Genomic DNA, 16490 nt, shown 5'->3' with positions numbered 1-16490 from the left:
GGTAGACCACAATATGAAATTGATTAAACAACTCATCGCAGTCGCCACGGTCGCATTGGCCACCAGCGCGCACGCGGCGGTTCCCGCCAACGAAGCGCCGGACGCGCTGGTCAAGCGCATCAGCCAGGACGTGATCGACACCGCCAAGTCGGACAAGTCGATCCAGGCCGGCGACACCAAAAAGGTGATCGAGCTGGTCGAAACCAAGATCCTGCCGTACGTCGACTTCCAGCGCATGACCGCGCTGGCCGCCGGCCGCTTCTGGCGCGACGCCACGCCGGAACAGCAGAAGAACCTGTCGGAACAGTTCCGCACGCTGCTGGTGTTCACCTACTCGGGCGCGCTGTCGCAGATCAAGAACGAAACCGTTGAATTCAAGCCGCTGCGCGCCGATCCGGCCGACACCGAAGTCGAAGTGCGTTCGCAGGTCAACATGGCCCGCGGCGAACCGATTCCGCTGAACTACCGCGTCGCCAAGTCGGCCACCGGCTGGAAGATCTACGACATCAACGTGCTGGGCGCGTGGCTGGTCGAGACCTACAAGGGCACGTTCGCTTCCGAAATCAGCAAGGGCGGCATTGATGGCCTGATCAAGGCCTTGACTGAAAAGAACAAGAAGCTGGCCAGCAAACCATTGAAAACCGTCGCCAAGTAAAGCACGCCATGTCCAACGCCGTTTCCGAACCTGCCGACGACCTGGTGTCGCTCACGTCCCTGACCGTGCTCAACGCCACGACGGCGCTGGAGCGCGGCGTCGCCGCCCTCAAGGCCGGCCAGACCGTGTTCGACCTGCGCAATGTGTTGACGGTGGATTCGGTGGCGGTGTCGGTGATGCTGGCGTGGCAACGCGCCGCCGTCGACGCCGGCGTCAAGCTGGAACTGAAAAACCTGCCGCCGGCGTTGCAAAGCCTGACCAAGCTGTATGGCGTGTGCTCGCTGCTGTTCCCGCCGGAGGTCAAGCTGCAGCAGGACGGCAGCGTCCCTCACAACCCGGCGCACGACGAGTTCGTGCCGGTCAACGCGCCGACCACGGTCTTCACGAAGAAAACCGGCCTGGGCAACGACCCGGCCGCGCACCACCATCATTGACCCCCGCCCCACCCCGCCGACCGGGTTTTCCCCGGTCCGGCCCCGCGTATTACTCAGCCACCGGCTGTGCCTGACCAAAATCCAATATAATTGAACGTTGCCGCCGCCTAAGTGCCGCGGCGCCCGCATCACCTTCTGCCCTTGAGGCACCCTGCGCCGGTTCGCGCCGCCGCACCTTACTGATAAGTCAAGAATGACAGCGATCCAAATAAGTAATGTCGAGAAGCGCTACAAGTCGCTCCAGGCACTGGGCGGCGTGTCCCTTTCCATCGAAGAGGGCGAATTTTTCGGTCTGCTCGGCCCCAACGGCGCCGGCAAGACCACGCTGATTTCCATCATCGCCGGCCTGATCCGGCCCGACGCCGGCACCGTGGCCATCCATGGCCACGACGTCACCGCTGATTTCCGCGAGGCCCGCAAGAAGCTGGGCGTGGTGCCGCAGGAACTGGTGTTCGACCCGTTCTTCACGGTGCGCGAGACGCTGCGGCTGCAGTCCGGCTACTTCGGCCTGTCCAACAACGACGCCTGGATCGACGAGGTGATGCACAACCTCGACCTGACCAACAAGGCCGACGTCAACATGCGCGCGCTGTCCGGCGGCATGAAGCGCCGGGTGCTGGTGGCGCAGGCGCTGGTGCACAAGCCGCCCGTCATCGTGCTCGACGAGCCGACCGCCGGGGTCGACGTCGAACTGCGCCAGACGCTGTGGAAGTTCATCTCGCGCCTGAACCGCGAAGGCCACACCGTGGTCCTGACCACCCACTACCTGGAGGAGGCGCAGGCGATGTGCAAGCGCGTCGCCATGCTCAAGAGCGGCAAGGTGGTGGCGCTGGACTCGATGGCCTCGCTGATCCGCCGCATCTCCGGCTCGCAGCTGATGGTCAACATGTCGCACGGCGACCTGCCGGACGACCTGCGCCACCTGATCACGCATCCGGAAACCTCGGAGCATGGCAAGAAGTACAGCCTGCGCATCAACGAATACGCGGAAGTGGAGCAGATCCTGACGCGCCTGCGCACCTCGGGCGCCGTCATCGACGAGATGCAACTGCAACAAGCGGATCTGGAAGATATCTTCTTGCAGATCATGGACAAGGGTACCGTATGAACTTCATCTCCGCCGGCTTCCGCACCCTGGTCTACAAGGAGTCGCTGCGCTTCTGGAAGGTCGCCACCCAGACCATCGCCGCGCCGATCCTGACCGCCATGCTGTACCTGCTGATCTTCGGCCACGTGCTCGAAGGCCGCGTCACCGTCTACCAGGGCGTCAGCTACACCGCCTTCCTGATCCCCGGCCTGGTGATGATGAGCGTGTTGCAGAACGCGTTCGCCAACTCGTCGTCGTCGCTGATCCAGTCCAAGATCACCGGCAACCTGGTGTTCGTGCTGCTGACCCCCTTGTCGCACTGGGAGATCTTCTCGGCCTACGTGATCGCGGCCATGGTGCGCGGGCTCGCGGTCGGCGCCGGCGTGTTCATCGCCACCACCTGGTTCGCGCATCTGACGTTCGAAGCGCCGCTGTGGATCCTGGTGTTCGCGCTGCTGGGCGCCGCCATCCTCGGCACCATGGGCCTGATCGCCGGCATCTGGGCCGAGAAATTCGACCAGCTGGCCGCGTTCCAGAACTTCCTGATCATGCCGCTGACCTTCCTGTCCGGCGTGTTCTACTCGATCCATTCGCTGCCGCCGTTCTGGCTGACGGTCTCGCACCTGAATCCGTTCTTCTACATGATCGACGGCTTCCGCTACGGTTTCTTCGGCCAGTCGGACGTCAACCCGGTGGTGAGCCTGGCGATCGTGTCGGGCTTCCTCGTCGTGCTGGCGCTGCTGGCGATTCGTTTACTGCGCAGCGGCTATCGCCTGCGCCACTAATATTCAAGGACTCATCATGCCTACCACTCCAGAACTGATCCACGGCTACATCACCGCCGGTCTCGAATGTACCCACCTCGAAGTCGAGGGCGACGGCCAGCACTTCCAGGCGGTGATCGTGTCGCCCGCGTTCGCGGGCAAGCGTCTGATCCAGCGCCACCAGATCGTGTACGCCGCGCTGGGCGACCGCATGCGCGAGGAAATCCACGCGCTGTCGATGAAAACCCTCACCCCTGAAGAATATCAAGGATAAAGCATGGACAAGCTCCTCATCCAAGGCGGCAACCGCCTGAACGGCGACATCACCATCTCCGGCGCCAAGAACGCGGCGCTGCCCATCCTGTGCGCCGGCCTGCTGACCTCCGGCGACGTCGAGCTGTCCAACGTGCCGCATCTGCACGACGTGGCGACCATCCTCAAGCTGTTGGGCCAGACCGGCCTCAAAGTGACGCAGGACGGCGACAAGGTGACGCTGAACGGCTCCGCCATCGACAAGCTGGAAGCGCCGTATGAGCTGGTGAAAACCATGCGCGCCTCGATCCTGGTGCTCGGCCCCTTGCTGGCGCGCTTCGGCGAAGCCAAGGTCTCGCTGCCGGGCGGCTGCGCCATCGGCTCGCGTCCGGTGGACCAGCACATCAAGGGCCTGCAGGCGCTGGGCGCCGAGATCACCGTCGAAGCGGGCTACATCTACGCCAAATGCAAGAAGCTCAAGGGCGCGCGCATCGTCACCGACATGATCACCGTCACCGGCACCGAGAACCTGCTGATGGCCGCGACGCTGGCCGAAGGCGAGACCGTGCTGGAAAACGCCGCCTGCGAACCGGAAGTGACCGACCTGGCCAACCTGCTGGTGGCGATGGGCGCGAAGATCGAAGGCATCGGCACCAACCGCCTGGTGATCCAGGGCGTCGCCGAGCTGCATGGCGCCAAACACGCCGTGATCTCGGACCGCATCGAAGCGGCCACCTTCCTGTGCGCCGTCGCGGCCACCGGCGGCGACATCACCATCCGCAACACCCGCGTCGACATCATGGATGCCGCGCTGGACAAGCTGCGCGAGATCGGCCTGCAGCTGACCATCGGCGACAACTGGATCCGCGCGCAGATGGACAAGCGTCCGTCGCCGGTGACCTTCCGCACCACCGAATACCCGGGCTTCCCGACCGACATGCAGGCGCAGTTCATGGCGGTGAACACCATCGCCGACGGCGCCAGCCGCGTCACCGAGACCATCTTCGAGAACCGCTTCATGCACGTGCAGGAGATGAACCGCCTCGGCGCGGCCATCGAGACCGACGGCAATACCGCCTTCATCAAGGGCGTCGAGCAGCTGGTCGGCGCGCCGGTGATGGCGACCGACCTGCGCGCCTCGGCCTCGCTGGTGATCGCGGCGCTGACCGCGCGCGGCGAGACGCTGATCGACCGCATCTACCACCTCGATCGCGGCTACGACCAGATGGAAGTCAAACTCTCGGCGGTCGGCGCCGACATCAAACGGATCAAATAACATGAGTGGATTTCAGGCCAACCCGCAGCTGATCCTGGCGCTGTCGAAGGGCCGCATTTTTGACGACACGCTGCCGCTCCTGGAAGCGGCCGGCATCACCGTCACCGAAAACCCGGAGACCTCGCGCAAGCTGATCTTGTCGACCAACGACCCGGACGTGCGCGTCATCATCGTCCGCGCCACCGACGTGCCGACCTATGTGCAGTATGGCGCCGCCGATTTCGGCGTGGCCGGCAAGGACGTGCTGCTGGAGCATGGCGGCGAAGGTCTGTACCAGCCGATCGACCTGAACATCGCCGCCTGCCGCATGTCGGTGGCGGTGAAGAACGGCTTCGACTACGAAACCGCCGTGCGCCAGGGCGCGCGCCTGCGGGTCGCCACCAAGTTCGTACAGACCGCGCGCGAGCACTTCGCCAAGAAGGGCGTGCACGTCGACCTGATCAAGCTGTACGGCTCGATGGAGCTGGCGCCGCTGGTCGGCCTGTCGGACGCCATCGTCGACGTGGTCAGCACCGGCAACACGCTGCGCGCCAACGACCTGGTCGAAGTGGAAGCCATCATGGACATCTCGTCGCGCCTGATCGTCAACCAGGCCGCGCTCAAGCTCAAGCGCGAGCGCCTGCAACCCATCATCGAAGCCTTCGAACGCGCCTCTAAAAAGTAAACATCATGTCGATTCAAATCACCAAGCTGGATTCCACTCAAGCCGATTTCAAAAAGTCACTGGACACCCTGCTGGCGTTTGAAGTGAGCACCGATAATGCGATCGAAAGCGCGGTCGCCGGCATCCTGGCCGACGTCAAGGCACGCGGCGACGCCGCCGTGCTGGAATACACCAACCGCTTCGACCGCATTCCGAACGGCGGCGCGTCCAGCATGGCGGCCTTCGACATCCCTGAAGCCGAATTGCAGGCCGCGCTGGCCGGCATCCCGGAGGCGCAACGCGCCGCGCTGCACGTGGCCGCGCAACGCATCCGCGTGTTCCACGAACGGCAGAAGCAGGAACTGAACGGCTTCACCTACACCGAGGCCGACGGCACGGTGCTGGGCCAGAAGGTCACGCCGCTGGATCGCGTCGGCATCTACGTCCCGGGCGGCAAGGCCGCCTATCCGTCGTCGGTGCTGATGAACGCGATCCCGGCGCACGTCGCCGGCGTCGAGGAAATCATCATGGTGGTGCCGACTCCGGACGGCGTGAAGAACCAGATGGTGCTGGCCGCCGCCGCGATCGCCGGCGTCACCCGCGTCATCACCATCGGCGGCGCACAGGCGGTCGGCGCGCTGGCGCACGGCACCGAAACCATCCAGGCCGTCGACAAGATCGTCGGCCCCGGCAACGCCTACGTGGCGGCAGCCAAGCGCCGCGTGTTCGGCATCGTCGGCATCGACATGATCGCCGGCCCGTCGGAAATCCTGATCATCTGCGACGGCACCACCGATCCGGACTGGGTGGCGATGGACCTGTTCTCGCAGGCCGAGCACGACGAGCTGGCGCAAGCCATCCTGCTGTGCCCCGACGCCGATTACATCGCCAGGGTGGAAGCCAGCATCAACAAGCTGCTGCCGACGATGCCGCGCCACGAGACCATCCGCACTTCGTTGACCGACCGCGGCGCGCTGGTCAAGGTGCGCGACATGGCCGAAGCCTGCGCCATCGCCAACAGCATCGCGGCCGAGCATCTGGAGATTTCGGCCGAAAACCCGCAGCAATGGGCCGACCAGATCCGCCACGCCGGCGCGATGTTCCTCGGTCGCTTCTCGTCCGAATCGCTGGGCGACTACTGCTGCGGCCCGAACCACGTGCTGCCGACCTCGCGCACCGCGCGCTTCTCGTCGCCGCTGGGCGTGTACGATTTCCAGAAACGCTCGTCGATCATCCACGTCAGCGAAGCCGGCGCGCAAACGCTGGGCAAGGTCGCGGCGGAACTGGCGTATGGCGAAGGCTTGCAGGCGCACGCCCGCAGCGCGGAGCTGCGCCTCAAATGACAGCTGCATGGATCAATCAAGTCTTCTGCGAGGATGCGCTGACCGGACTGGCGCGCATCCCCGACGGTTCCATCGACTTGATCCTGACCGACCCGCCGTATAACCTGGGCAAGGACTACGGCAACGATTCCGACTCGCAGACGGTGGAGGAATACCTGCGCTGGACCGAGCAGTGGATCGACGCCGCGCTGCCCAAGCTGAAGCCGAACGGTAGCCTGTATATCTTCCTGACCTGGCGCTTTTCGCCGGAGATCTTCGTGCTGCTGAAAAAACGCATGACGATGATGAACGAGATCATCTGGGACCGCCGCGTGCCGTCGATGGGCGGCAGCGTGCGCAGCTACTCGTCGGTGCACGACACCATCGGCTTTTTCGTGCGCCGCAAGGATTACTACTTCGATCTCGACGCGGTGCGGATTCCCTACGACGCCGAAACCAAGAAGGCCCGCTCGCGCTCGATCTTCATCGGCGCCAAGTGGCTGGAAGTGGGCTACAACCCCAAGGATTTGTGGAGCGTATCGCGGCTGCACCGCGAGCATCCCGAGCGCGCCGACCATCCGACGCAAAAGCCGCTGGAGATCATCGAGCGCATGCTCAAGGCCTCGTGCCCGCCGGACGGCGTGGTGCTCGACCTGTTCATGGGCAGCGGCACGACGGCGATCGCGGCCAAGCGCTGCGGCCGCAACTTCGTCGGCTTCGAACTGAATCCCGACTACTGCGCCATCATCGCCGAACGTTTGGCGCTGCCCGAAATCCCGGCGCCGCCGGTCAAGAAAAAGCCCGTGCCACGGGCCAAGCGAAGTACCATCACCTCATAGGAGCCTTAGTAAGATGTCTTCCATCGACACCCTGGTCAACACCATCATCCGCCCCGACGTCCGTGCCATCGCTGGCTACCACGTCGCCGATGCGAGTGGTTTTATCAAGCTGGATGCGATGGAGAACCCTTACCACCTGCCGCATCATCTGCGCGAGGAACTGGGCCGGCGCCTGACCGACGTGGCGCTGAACCGCTATCCGACGGCGTCCTACGCCGGCATCAAGCAACGCGTGCGCGACACGCTCGGCATCCCGGCCGGCTACGACGTCATGCTTGGCAACGGCTCGGATGAACTGATCTCGATCCTGTGCATGGCCTGCGCCACGCAGGACCGCCGCGCCGTGGTGCTGGCGCCGACGCCGTCGTTCGTGATGTACCAGCGCTCGGCGCAATTCGCCGGCATGGACTACGTCGGCGTGCCGCTGCAAGCCGACCTGACCTTGGACCTGCCGGCGATGCTGGCCGCCATCGCCGAGCACAAGCCGGCGCTGGTGTTCCTGTCCTATCCGAACAACCCGACCGGCAACCTGTTCGCCGAAGACGACATCGTCGCGATCATCCGCGCGCTGGACGGTTTCGGCCTTGCTGTCGTCGATGAAGCCTACGAGCCGTTCGCACAGCAGACCTTCATGCACCGCCTGCCGGAATTCGACAACCTGGTCGTCATGCGCACGGTGTCGAAGCTGGGACTGGCCGGGATCCGCCTCGGCTACATGTCGGCGGCGCCGCAATTGCTGGCCGAATGCGACAAAGTGCGGCCTCCTTACAACATCAACGTATTGACGCAGGCGGCGGCCGAATTCGCGTTCGACCACGTGGAGGTGCTGAACCAGCAGGCCGCCGCGTTGCGCGCCGCACGCGCCGATCTGATGGCTGCATTGGCCGCCCTGCCGGGCGTCGAGGTTTTTCCGTCGGCGGCGAATTTTATCTTGATTCGGGTGCCGAATTCCGACGATGCCCATCTGAAACTACTGTCCCACAAGGTTTTAATTAAAAATGTGAGTAAAATGCATACTGTGCTGACCAATTGCCTTCGCATCACGGTCAGCACCCCGGAAGAGAATTCCGCCTTCCTCGATGCCTTCGCCGCATCGCTGGCATCCTGAGACCCATCGCGAGCCCTTCATGAACCGCACCGCAGAAATCATCCGCAACACCAACGAGACGCAAGTCCGCGTCTCGATCAACCTGGACGGCACCGGCAAGCAAAAGCTGAACACCGGCGTGCCTTTCCTCGACCATATGCTGGACCAGATCGCCCGTCACGGCCTGTTCGACCTCGACGTCGAAGCCACCGGCGACATTCATATCGACAACCACCACACGGTGGAAGACGTCGGCATCACGCTCGGCATGGCGGTGGCCAAGGCCATCGGCGACCGCAAGGGCATCGTCCGCTACGGCCATTCCTATGTGCCGCTGGACGAGGCGCTGTCGCGCGTGGTGCTGGACTTCTCCGGCCGTCCAGGCATCGAGTACCACATCCCGTTCACGCGCGCGATGATCGGCACCTTCGACGTCGACCTGACGCTGGAATTCTTCCGCGGCTTCGTCAACCACGCGCTGGTCACGCTGCACATCGACAACCTGCGCGGCACCAACGCGCACCACCAATGCGAAACCGTGTTCAAGGCCTTCGGCCGCGCGCTGCGCATGGCGTCCGAGCTGGACCCGCGCGCCGCCGGCACCATCCCGTCGACCAAAGGCAGTCTCTAAAAAAACGCCATGAAAAAAATCGTAGTAGTTGATTACGGCATGGGTAATCTGCGTTCGGTCGCGCAAGCGCTGCGCGCGGTCGCGCCCGAAGCCGACGTGCTGATCTCCGGCGAAGTGGCCGATATCGAAACCGCCGACCGCATCGTGCTGCCCGGCCAGGGCGCGATGCCGGATTGCATGCGCAGCTTGCGCGAATCCGGCGTGCTGGAGGCGTTGCTGAAGGCGGCCGACAGCAAGCCGCTGATGGGCGTGTGCATCGGCGAGCAGATGTTGTTCGACGGCAGCGAAGAAGGCAACGCCGCCGGCCTGGGCCTGTTGCCCGGCAAGGTGGTGCGCTTCCAGCTCGATGGCCAGCTGCAAGAGGACGGCTCGCGCTTCAAGGTGCCGCAAATGGGCTGGAACCAAGTGCGGCAAACCGCGTCTCACCCGATGTGGCGCGATATTCCCGACGACAGCTATTTCTATTTCGTGCACAGCTATTTTGCCCAGCCGGAACAGGTCTCCCATACGGTAGGTCAAACTATCTACGGTGCGCCGTTCAGCTGCGCCGTCGCGCGTGATAATATTTTTGCGACCCAGTTCCATCCGGAGAAAAGCGCCGCGACCGGGCTGCAGTTGTACAAGAATTTCGTTCACTGGAACCCTTGATTTCTTTTACCTCTCACTTCTAACTAAAACCATCATGCTGCTTATTCCTGCCATCGACCTCAAAGACGGTCACTGCGTTCGCTTGAAACAAGGCGATATGGAACTCGCCACCGTATTCTCCGAAGATCCGGCCGACATGGCTCTGCATTGGCTGAAGCAGGGCGCGCGCCGGCTGCACCTGGTCGACCTGAACGGCGCGTTCGCCGGCAAGCCGAAGAACGAAGGCGCGGTCAAGGCCATCCTGAAGGTGGTGCAGGAGTACGCGGAGGACAACGACCTGGATGAGATCCCGGTCCAGCTGGGCGGCGGCATCCGCGACCTCGACACCATCGAGCGCTACCTGGACGCCGGCATCAGCTACGTCATCATCGGCACCGCCGCCGTGAAGGAACCTGGCTTCCTGCACGACGCCTGCGGCGCCTTCCCCGGCCACATCATCGTCGGCCTGGATGCCAAGGACGGCAAGGTCGCCACCGACGGCTGGAGCAAGATGTCCGGCCACGAAGTGATCGACCTGGCGAAAAAATTCGAAGCCTACGGCGTCGAATCGATCATCTACACCGACATCGGCCGCGACGGCATGATGGGCGGCGTCAACATCGAGGCTACCGTCAAGCTCGCGCAGGCGGTCAAGATCCCGGTCATCGCCTCCGGCGGCCTGCACAACCTGGCCGACGTCGAAGCGCTGTGCGCGGTGCAGGACGAAGGCATCGAGGGCGTGATCTGCGGCCGCTCGATCTACGAAGGCACGATCGACCTGGCGTCGGCGCAACTGCGCGCCGACGAACTGAGCGGCGACCTCATCGAGGAAGAAGACGAATAATGCTGGCTAAACGCATCATCCCCTGCCTGGACGTGACCGATGGCCGCGTCGTCAAAGGCGTCAATTTCACCGAGCTGCGCGACGCCGGCGACCCGGTGGAAATCGCGCGCCGCTACGATGAGCAGGGCGCCGACGAACTGACCTTCCTCGACATCACCGCCACCAGCGACAACCGCGGCCTGATCCTGCACATCATCGAAGCGGTCGCGTCGCAGGTGTTCATTCCGCTGACGGTCGGCGGCGGCGTGCGCGAAGTGGCCGATGTGCGCCGCCTGCTCAACGCCGGCGCGGACAAGGTCAGCATGAACTCGTCGGCGGTGTCGAATCCGCAACTGGTGTACGACGCCTCGCAAAAGCACGGCTCGCAGTGCATCGTGGTGGCGATCGACGCCAAGCAGGTGTCGCCGGGCAAGTGGGAAGTGTTCACCCACGGCGGCCGCAAGGCCACCGGCATCGACGCCATCGAATGGGCGAAGAAAATGGAACAGCTGGGCGCCGGTGAAATCCTGCTGACCAGCATGGACCGCGACGGCACCAAATCCGGTTTCGACCTCGGCCTGACGCGCGGCGTGTCCGACGCCATCGGCATCCCGGTGATCGCCTCCGGCGGCGTCGGCGGCTTGCAGGACCTGGCCGACGGCGTCAAGCTCGGCAAGGCCGACGCGGTGCTGGCTGCCAGCATCTTCCACTACGGCCAGCACACGGTGCAGGAAGCCAAGCGCTTCATGGCGCAACAGGGCATTCCGATGCGCCTGGTTTAAGAGAAAAGCATGATGACCAATCTGGCAAGTCCGCAGCCCAAGGCTGCATGGCTGAAGAAAATCAAATGGGACGAGCACGGCCTGGTGCCGGTGATCGCGCAGGAGGCCGGCAGCAACGATGTGCTGATGTTCGCTTGGATGAACCGCGAGGCGCTGGCCAAGACGGTCGAGCTGGGCGAGGCGGTGTACTGGAGCCGTTCGCGCAAGAAGCTGTGGCACAAGGGCGAGGAGTCCGGCCATACGCAGAAGGTGCTGGAGATCCGCGTCGATTGCGACGAGGACGTGGTGCTGCTGAAGATCGAGCAAGCCGGCGGCATCGCCTGCCACACCGGCCGTCATTCCTGCTTCTTCCAGAAGTTCGAGGGTGATGCGCTGGAAGGCGACTGGCAGAACACCGAGCCGGTGCTGAAGGATCCGTCCGATATCTACAAGGCGGGCAAATGAGCGACATCCTGCAACGCCTGGGCGAACTGATCGAAACCCGCAAACCGGCCAACGGCGGCGATCCCGCCACCTCCTATACCTCCAAGCTGTTCGCCAAGGGCGACGACGCGATCCTGAAGAAGATCGGCGAGGAAGCCACGGAGACCGTGATGGCCGCCAAGGATGCGCGCGCCGGCGGCGACAGCGGCAAGGTCTTGTACGAAGTGGCCGACCTGTGGTTCCATACGCTGGTGCTGCTGGCCCAGTTCGACCTGAAACCGCAGCAGGTGCTCGACGAGCTGGCGCGCCGCGAAGGCGTGTCCGGCATCGAGGAAAAAGCGTCCCGCAAAGAATAAATCGGAGTTGCCGTGGAAAACTGCATATTTTGCAAGATAGCTGAAAAGAAAATCCCTTCCGCCGCCGTGTACGAGGACGAGGAGCTGCTGGCCTTCAAGGACATCAATCCGGCCGCGCCGGTGCACCTGCTGGTGATCCCGAAGCAGCATTACGCCACGCTGCAGGACGCCGCCGGCGCGCCGGCGCTGCTGGGCCGGATGCTGGCGTTGGCCCCCCGTCTGGCGGAGGAATTCGGTTGCGCGGTGGGCTACGATGCGGACGGCACGCCGAGCGCCGGCTACAAGACGCTGATCAACAGTGGGCCGGACGGCGGCCAAGAGGTGTACCATCTGCATTTGCATGTGATCGGCGGCGCGCACCCGTGGCGTGGCCAGCGGTGATGACATCCACATGACGGGCTGCGCTTCGCTTATACTGTCGCAGGCTGTACCTGAATCAACGGATAAATCTGGGCGCATGCGCCTTGCAAGGGGAATATGATGGGTTCATTTAGTATTTGGCATTGGCTGATCGTGCTGGTGATCGTGATGCTGGTTTTCGGCACCAAGAAGCTCGGCAACATGGGTTCGGACATCGGCAAGGCCGTCAAGGGCTTCAAGGATGGCGTCAAAGGTAACGAAGACGACAAGCCAGCCACACCCGCCGCGCCTGGCACCATCGACGTCGACGCTAAAGAAAAGAAATAAGCCAGGGGAGCCCAGCTCCCTGCCGGCTGAAGCTACCTTATGATCGATCTCGGTCTTACCAAACTTGCTGTGATCGGCGTGGTTGCGCTGATCGTCATCGGTCCCGAAAAGCTGCCCAAGGTGGCGCGCATGGCCGGGACCCTGTACGGCCGCGCACAACGCTACCTGAACGAAGTCAAATCCGAAGTCTCGCGTGAAATCGAGCTGGAGGAATTGAAGAACCTGCACAAGGAAGTTAAGGACGCGGCGCACAACATCAAGTCGGACGTGGAGAATTCCATTTCGCAGAACATGGCGGATGTGGAAAATGCTTGGCACGATGCCGACCACACGCACGATACGTCGGCTACTTCATCGTTCACCAGCACCGCCACCACCGAGGATGTGTCGCGCAAGGCGCGCGAATTCCGCCGCAAGAAGCTGGTGCGCAGTTCCGCCATTCCGGCCTGGTACAAGCAGCGCCACGGCGGCAAGCTGCATGTCACTTCCGGCGCGGCGCGGGTTGCCCGCTTCCGTCCACGCGGCAATAGCCAGGCGACGTTTTACTAAATGACTAAATCTACCCAGGGCGAAGAGACCTTTATCTCCCACCTGATCGAACTGCGCGACCGTCTGGTCAAGGCCTCGATCGGGATTGCGTTGGTGTGCATCACCTTGATGATCTGGCCAGGCCCGTCGCAGATCTACGATTTCATCGCGCGGCCGATGATCGCCGCGCTGCCGGTCGGTTCGAAGATGATTGCCACCGGCGTCATTTCGCCGTTTCTGGTGCCGATGAAGGTGACCTTGGTCATTTCCATCATCCTGGCGCTGCCGTGGGTGCTGTACCAGCTGTGGGCGTTCGTCGCGCCGGGCTTGTACGCGCACGAGAAGCGCCTGATCGCACCGCTGGTGATTTCATCGTCGGTGCTGTTCATGAGCGGCGTGGCGTTCTGCTACTTCCTGGTGTTCGGCCGCGTGTTCCAGTTCATCGCCGAGTTTTCGCCGCAGTCGATCGCGGTGACGCCGGATATCGAGAACTATCTGGATTTCGTGATGTCGATGTGCCTGGCGTTTGGCGCGACCTTCGAGGTGCCGGTGGTGGTGGTGATCCTGGTGCGCATGGGCCTGGTGTCGGTGGCCAAGCTGAAGGAGATTCGTCCTTACGCCATCGTCGGCGCGTTTGTGGTCGCGGCGATCGTCACGCCGCCGGACGCGGTCAGCATGTTCTCGCTGGCGATTCCGATGTGTCTGCTGTTCGAGCTGGGTCTGCTGGTGGCGCCGCTGTTCGTGCGCATCTCGACGGCGCCGGAAGAAAAAGCCTGATGTGACCGGCTATGGCAGCCGGTCGACGATCTTCACCAGCATCCCGATGGTCACCGCGTGCAGCGCCATGGAAATGCCGACCATCCAGTACAGCGTCGTGAATTTGGCGCTGAAGCGCGCTATCAAGCGTTGTTCCAACGCTTCCAGCTTGGCGTTGAAGCGCTCTTCCAACGCTTCCAGTTTCGCGTTGACTCGCTCTTCCAACTCTTCCAGCTTGGCGTAGATCTCAGCCCGCAACATCTCGATGCGGGCGATCATGTCGGTCTTAAGAAGCACCAGCTCGCTTGGTGCGACCGTCGCTTCGGCCAGTACATCGCTTAAAGCGTTGGCTTGCGCCTCCGCCTGATCGGCCGGAATCCCGGCTTCAACCAATCTTCTGGCGTACTCAAGTGTGTCGAATTTGATGGGCATGTTCATGGTCACTCCCCGATGAAATGGTAGCAGAAATCGGCCGCCATGCGGCCGTTCTCCATCCTATCGAATCACCATCAAATTCGTTTGCGCGGGCGCAGACTACTGCGTCATCAAGCCCTTGATCACCCGCACCGGCGCGCTGCCGTAGCTAAGGAATTGCTCGTGGAATTCCTTCAGGTTGAAACGCGGACCCAGCTGCTGCTTGCGCTGCTCGCGCAATTCCATGATCTCGCTATAGCCACTGAAGTAACTGGTCAACTGCACCGACGACACCTGCACCCGATGCCACTTCTCCACCGCCTCGCTGCGCGTCTGGAACGCCTGGCGTTGCAGCAGATCGACCGCCTGTTCCTCGGTCATGCCCAGCACATGCACGCTGTAATCGAGGATGGTGTTGGTCACGCTGCGCAGGTTCCACTTCGAATACATCAGCCACATCTCCGGCGCATTGTCGCCGTAGCCCGACTCCAGCATCATGCGCTCGCCGTACACCGCCCAGCCCTCGACCATCGCGCCATTGCCGAAGATCGACTTGACGATCGACGGCGACTTGTTCGCATACACCAGCTGCGCATAGTGACCCGGAATCGCCTCGTGGATGTTCAGGATCTGCAGGATCCAGTAGTTGTACTCGCGCAGACTGCTCTCGGCCGCCTCCGGCGTCGCGCCGTCGAGCGGCGTCACGTTGTAGTAGGTGCGGTCCTGCGGACGATACGGCCCCGGCGCATCGATGCTGGCGCCGGCCACGCCGGCCTGATACGCCGGCGTCGCGCGCACTTCCAGCTGCTTCTTCGGATCCAGCGTCAGCAGGTTATGGCTGACCACCCAATCCTGCAACAGCGGCACCTGACGCTTGATCTCGTTGACGAAATCCTCGCGCGCCACGTGACGCGCCGACAGCTTGTCGATCACCATGCCGATCTTGGCGAAGCGGTCAGCCGGCTTGGCCGCGCCGCCCATGGTCTTGTCCCACAACTCGTCGGAGATCTTCTCCATATTGGCCAACAACTCTTCGCGCGCGGCCAGCGCCTTTTGATAGGTCTGCTCCGCGCTGCTGCCGGACTGGATATCGTAGGCGAACTTCTGTTCGTACAGCGCCTTGCCGAGGCGGAAGGTGCGACGGCCGTTGGTGTCCATCAGCTTGTCCATCTCCTTGAGGAAGGCGACGTAGCCGTCCACCGCCGTCAGCGCCGCGTTGACGCGTTTGGTGAACTGCTGCTTCTCCACCGCCGTCAGGATCGACGCCTGCGCCGCCTTGTCGGCCTCGGTCAGCAAGGTCTGCACGCCGGGCGCCTGCGCGATCGCGAGGCGGGTATGTTCGCGCGTCGGGTTGACGATGTTGGCGCGCGCCGCGTCGTAGTAGGCCGGGATCGAAGCGATGCGTTTGAGCAGCGTGCGCAGGCGCTGCGGCTGGGCCGCGTATTCGGTGTTGAGGATCAGGTCGATCGGGCCGGCCACGTTGTAGCTGGCCGGGTTCCATTCGAACTCCTTCAGCGTGGTCAGGCGGAAGCGGTCGCTATCGAGCTTGTTGATCAGCAGCGCCAGGTCGGTGCGCTGCTTAGGCGACAGCTGGCTGGCGTTGATCGCGCCCAGGCGCTGCTTCCAGTCGTCGATGAAGGCCAGCTCCTTGGCCTGGCCGGCCTTGTCGGGGATCGACAGCATGGCGGCGGTGTCGTACTTGCCGGCGTAGATCGCGCTTTCCGAATCGATGCGCCACAGCGCGTTGAGGAACTGGTTGCTGAGGGAATCGAAGGAGCGGTCCTGGCGGCGCTCGGACACGGCGGCCTTGACCACCGGCCCGGCTACGACGGCGGTGGCGGCGACCGCCTTGCCCTTGCCGCCTTTGGCCGGTTTGGATTTGCTGGACTTGCTGGCTGAAGCCTTGGCGCCGGTCTTTTTGGCGCTGGTGGTGGTCTTTTTGTGCGGAGTCGCGGCGCCGGCGGGGACGGCGGCGAGCGCCGCCATCAATACGGCCAGCGCGATTTTAGTCTTGATCATCTTGAACAGCCTTGTCTATGTGAGCACCGGTGAACCGGGCCGAAGCGGAAGAGATTATCATCAATCGCCCCGATTGCGCGCACCG

General features: G+C 63.2%; 22 protein-coding genes. 20 read left to right on the top strand and 2 right to left on the bottom strand.

Annotation, left to right across the window (positions count from 1 at the left end):
- The first annotated feature begins 13 nt into the window (after nt 1-13).
- The 20 genes from GW587_RS03010 to tatC all read left to right on the top strand — a co-directional run bounded on the left by GW587_RS03010 (nt 14) and on the right by tatC (nt 13993).
- Complete coding sequence (locus tag GW587_RS03010) at nt 14-655, top strand: MlaC/ttg2D family ABC transporter substrate-binding protein (RefSeq protein WP_166098327.1); 642 nt, start codon at nt 14-16, stop codon at nt 653-655.
- 8 nt (nt 656-663) lie between these two features.
- Nucleotides 664-1089: an STAS domain-containing protein gene (locus GW587_RS03005; protein ID WP_166098324.1), complete on the top strand. Its 426-nt coding sequence runs from the start codon at nt 664-666 to the stop codon at nt 1087-1089.
- Nucleotides 1090-1282: 193 nt separating this feature from the next.
- Complete coding sequence (locus GW587_RS03000) at nt 1283-2197, top strand: ABC transporter ATP-binding protein (RefSeq protein WP_166098322.1); 915 nt, start codon at nt 1283-1285, stop codon at nt 2195-2197.
- Nucleotides 2194-2961 carry an ABC transporter permease gene (locus GW587_RS02995; protein ID WP_166098320.1) on the top strand — a complete coding sequence of 256 codons (768 nt, stop codon included), beginning with the start codon at nt 2194-2196 and terminating at the stop codon, nt 2959-2961. Before GW587_RS03000 ends, GW587_RS02995 begins: the two co-directional genes overlap by 4 nt.
- Nucleotides 2962-2977: 16 nt before the next feature.
- On the top strand, nt 2978-3214 hold the full coding sequence (locus tag GW587_RS02990) for a BolA family protein (RefSeq protein ID WP_166098318.1): 237 nt from the start codon (nt 2978-2980) through the stop codon (nt 3212-3214).
- A 3-nt stretch (nt 3215-3217) separates the two neighbouring features.
- A complete protein-coding gene (murA, locus tag GW587_RS02985) occupies nt 3218-4468 on the top strand; it encodes a UDP-N-acetylglucosamine 1-carboxyvinyltransferase (RefSeq protein WP_166098315.1) in 1251 nt (416 codons plus the stop codon).
- 1 nt (nt 4469) lies between these two features.
- Nucleotides 4470-5132, top strand: a complete 663-nt coding sequence (gene hisG / locus GW587_RS02980; protein WP_166098313.1) for an ATP phosphoribosyltransferase — start codon at nt 4470-4472, stop codon at nt 5130-5132.
- A gap of 5 nt (nt 5133-5137) precedes the next feature.
- Nucleotides 5138-6454 (top strand): histidinol dehydrogenase, encoded by a 1317-nt coding sequence (hisD, locus tag GW587_RS02975; protein WP_166098311.1) that lies wholly within the window; start codon nt 5138-5140, stop codon nt 6452-6454.
- Nucleotides 6451-7272, top strand: coding sequence for a DNA-methyltransferase (locus GW587_RS02970; protein ID WP_166098308.1), 822 nt, complete (start codon nt 6451-6453; stop codon nt 7270-7272). Before hisD ends, GW587_RS02970 begins: the two co-directional genes overlap by 4 nt.
- A 13-nt stretch (nt 7273-7285) precedes the next feature.
- Nucleotides 7286-8380 carry a histidinol-phosphate transaminase gene (gene hisC, locus GW587_RS02965; RefSeq protein WP_166098306.1) on the top strand — a complete coding sequence of 365 codons (1095 nt, stop codon included), beginning with the start codon at nt 7286-7288 and terminating at the stop codon, nt 8378-8380.
- Between the two features lie 19 nt (nt 8381-8399).
- A complete protein-coding gene (hisB, locus tag GW587_RS02960) occupies nt 8400-8990 on the top strand; it encodes an imidazoleglycerol-phosphate dehydratase HisB (protein ID WP_090324507.1) in 591 nt (196 codons plus the stop codon).
- Nucleotides 8991-8999: 9 nt separating this feature from the next.
- A complete protein-coding gene (gene hisH, locus GW587_RS02955; protein WP_166098303.1) occupies nt 9000-9638 on the top strand; it encodes an imidazole glycerol phosphate synthase subunit HisH in 639 nt (212 codons plus the stop codon).
- Nucleotides 9639-9672: 34 nt separating this feature from the next.
- Complete coding sequence (gene hisA / locus GW587_RS02950; protein WP_166098300.1) at nt 9673-10461, top strand: 1-(5-phosphoribosyl)-5-[(5-phosphoribosylamino)methylideneamino]imidazole-4-carboxamide isomerase; 789 nt, start codon at nt 9673-9675, stop codon at nt 10459-10461.
- A complete protein-coding gene (gene hisF / locus GW587_RS02945; protein WP_166098298.1) occupies nt 10461-11222 on the top strand; it encodes an imidazole glycerol phosphate synthase subunit HisF in 762 nt (253 codons plus the stop codon). Before hisA ends, hisF begins: the two co-directional genes overlap by 1 nt.
- 12 nt (nt 11223-11234) lie before the next feature.
- Nucleotides 11235-11666 carry a phosphoribosyl-AMP cyclohydrolase gene (hisI, locus tag GW587_RS02940; RefSeq protein WP_166099115.1) on the top strand — a complete coding sequence of 144 codons (432 nt, stop codon included), beginning with the start codon at nt 11235-11237 and terminating at the stop codon, nt 11664-11666.
- On the top strand, nt 11663-12001 hold the full coding sequence (locus GW587_RS02935; protein WP_166098295.1) for a phosphoribosyl-ATP diphosphatase: 339 nt from the start codon (nt 11663-11665) through the stop codon (nt 11999-12001). The genes hisI and GW587_RS02935 overlap by 4 nt, the downstream gene beginning before the upstream one ends.
- 12 nt (nt 12002-12013) lie before the next feature.
- Nucleotides 12014-12382 carry a histidine triad nucleotide-binding protein gene (locus GW587_RS02930; protein ID WP_166098293.1) on the top strand — a complete coding sequence of 123 codons (369 nt, stop codon included), beginning with the start codon at nt 12014-12016 and terminating at the stop codon, nt 12380-12382.
- A 99-nt stretch (nt 12383-12481) separates the two neighbouring features.
- Nucleotides 12482-12688 carry a Sec-independent protein translocase subunit TatA gene (tatA, locus tag GW587_RS02925; protein ID WP_166099113.1) on the top strand — a complete coding sequence of 69 codons (207 nt, stop codon included), beginning with the start codon at nt 12482-12484 and terminating at the stop codon, nt 12686-12688.
- A gap of 39 nt (nt 12689-12727) precedes the next feature.
- The gene (tatB, locus tag GW587_RS02920) at nt 12728-13237 is read left to right on the top strand and encodes a Sec-independent protein translocase protein TatB (protein ID WP_166098290.1); all 510 of its coding nucleotides are present in this window, start codon (nt 12728-12730) and stop codon (nt 13235-13237) included.
- A complete protein-coding gene (gene tatC, locus GW587_RS02915) occupies nt 13238-13993 on the top strand; it encodes a twin-arginine translocase subunit TatC (RefSeq protein ID WP_166098287.1) in 756 nt (251 codons plus the stop codon).
- A gap of 9 nt (nt 13994-14002) precedes the next feature.
- On the opposite strand, the gene GW587_RS02910 is transcribed toward tatC, so the two are convergent.
- Nucleotides 14003-14410, bottom strand: coding sequence for a CCDC90 family protein (locus GW587_RS02910; RefSeq protein WP_166098285.1), 408 nt, complete (start codon nt 14408-14410; stop codon nt 14003-14005).
- Nucleotides 14411-14506: 96 nt separating this feature from the next.
- On the bottom strand, nt 14507-16405 hold the full coding sequence (locus tag GW587_RS02905) for a DUF885 domain-containing protein (protein ID WP_166098282.1): 1899 nt from the start codon (nt 16403-16405) through the stop codon (nt 14507-14509).
- Nucleotides 16406-16490 lie beyond the last annotated feature (85 nt).

The organism is Duganella aceris (assembly GCF_011090165.1).
GTDB classification, from domain to species: domain Bacteria; phylum Pseudomonadota; class Gammaproteobacteria; order Burkholderiales; family Burkholderiaceae_D; genus Rugamonas; species Rugamonas aceris.
The sequence above is the reverse complement of the archived record's forward strand: the minus strand, read 5'-3'. Positions and strand labels throughout refer to the sequence as shown.

Excerpts from the sequence above, each read along its gene's own strand:
- GW587_RS03010 (WP_166098327.1), top strand. The coding sequence starts at position 14 with ATGAAATTGATTAAACAACTCATCGCAGTCGCCACGGTCGCATTGGCC.
- GW587_RS03005 (WP_166098324.1), top strand. The coding sequence starts at position 664 with ATGTCCAACGCCGTTTCCGAACCTGCCGACGACCTGGTGTCGCTCACG.
- GW587_RS03000 (WP_166098322.1), top strand. The coding sequence starts at position 1,283 with ATGACAGCGATCCAAATAAGTAATGTCGAGAAGCGCTACAAGTCGCTC.
- GW587_RS02995 (WP_166098320.1), top strand. The coding sequence starts at position 2,194 with ATGAACTTCATCTCCGCCGGCTTCCGCACCCTGGTCTACAAGGAGTCG.
- GW587_RS02990 (WP_166098318.1), top strand. The coding sequence starts at position 2,978 with ATGCCTACCACTCCAGAACTGATCCACGGCTACATCACCGCCGGTCTC.
- murA (WP_166098315.1), top strand. The coding sequence starts at position 3,218 with ATGGACAAGCTCCTCATCCAAGGCGGCAACCGCCTGAACGGCGACATC.
- hisG (WP_166098313.1), top strand. The coding sequence starts at position 4,470 with ATGAGTGGATTTCAGGCCAACCCGCAGCTGATCCTGGCGCTGTCGAAG.
- hisD (WP_166098311.1), top strand. The coding sequence starts at position 5,138 with ATGTCGATTCAAATCACCAAGCTGGATTCCACTCAAGCCGATTTCAAA.
- GW587_RS02970 (WP_166098308.1), top strand. The coding sequence starts at position 6,451 with ATGACAGCTGCATGGATCAATCAAGTCTTCTGCGAGGATGCGCTGACC.
- hisC (WP_166098306.1), top strand. The coding sequence starts at position 7,286 with ATGTCTTCCATCGACACCCTGGTCAACACCATCATCCGCCCCGACGTC.
- hisB (WP_090324507.1), top strand. The coding sequence starts at position 8,400 with ATGAACCGCACCGCAGAAATCATCCGCAACACCAACGAGACGCAAGTC.
- hisH (WP_166098303.1), top strand. The coding sequence starts at position 9,000 with ATGAAAAAAATCGTAGTAGTTGATTACGGCATGGGTAATCTGCGTTCG.
- hisA (WP_166098300.1), top strand. The coding sequence starts at position 9,673 with ATGCTGCTTATTCCTGCCATCGACCTCAAAGACGGTCACTGCGTTCGC.
- hisF (WP_166098298.1), top strand. The coding sequence starts at position 10,461 with ATGCTGGCTAAACGCATCATCCCCTGCCTGGACGTGACCGATGGCCGC.
- hisI (WP_166099115.1), top strand. The coding sequence starts at position 11,235 with ATGACCAATCTGGCAAGTCCGCAGCCCAAGGCTGCATGGCTGAAGAAA.
- GW587_RS02935 (WP_166098295.1), top strand. The coding sequence starts at position 11,663 with ATGAGCGACATCCTGCAACGCCTGGGCGAACTGATCGAAACCCGCAAA.
- tatA (WP_166099113.1), top strand. The coding sequence starts at position 12,482 with ATGGGTTCATTTAGTATTTGGCATTGGCTGATCGTGCTGGTGATCGTG.
- tatB (WP_166098290.1), top strand. The coding sequence starts at position 12,728 with ATGATCGATCTCGGTCTTACCAAACTTGCTGTGATCGGCGTGGTTGCG.
- tatC (WP_166098287.1), top strand. The coding sequence starts at position 13,238 with ATGACTAAATCTACCCAGGGCGAAGAGACCTTTATCTCCCACCTGATC.
- GW587_RS02910 (WP_166098285.1), bottom strand. The coding sequence starts at position 14,410 with ATGAACATGCCCATCAAATTCGACACACTTGAGTACGCCAGAAGATTG.
- GW587_RS02905 (WP_166098282.1), bottom strand. The coding sequence starts at position 16,405 with ATGATCAAGACTAAAATCGCGCTGGCCGTATTGATGGCGGCGCTCGCC.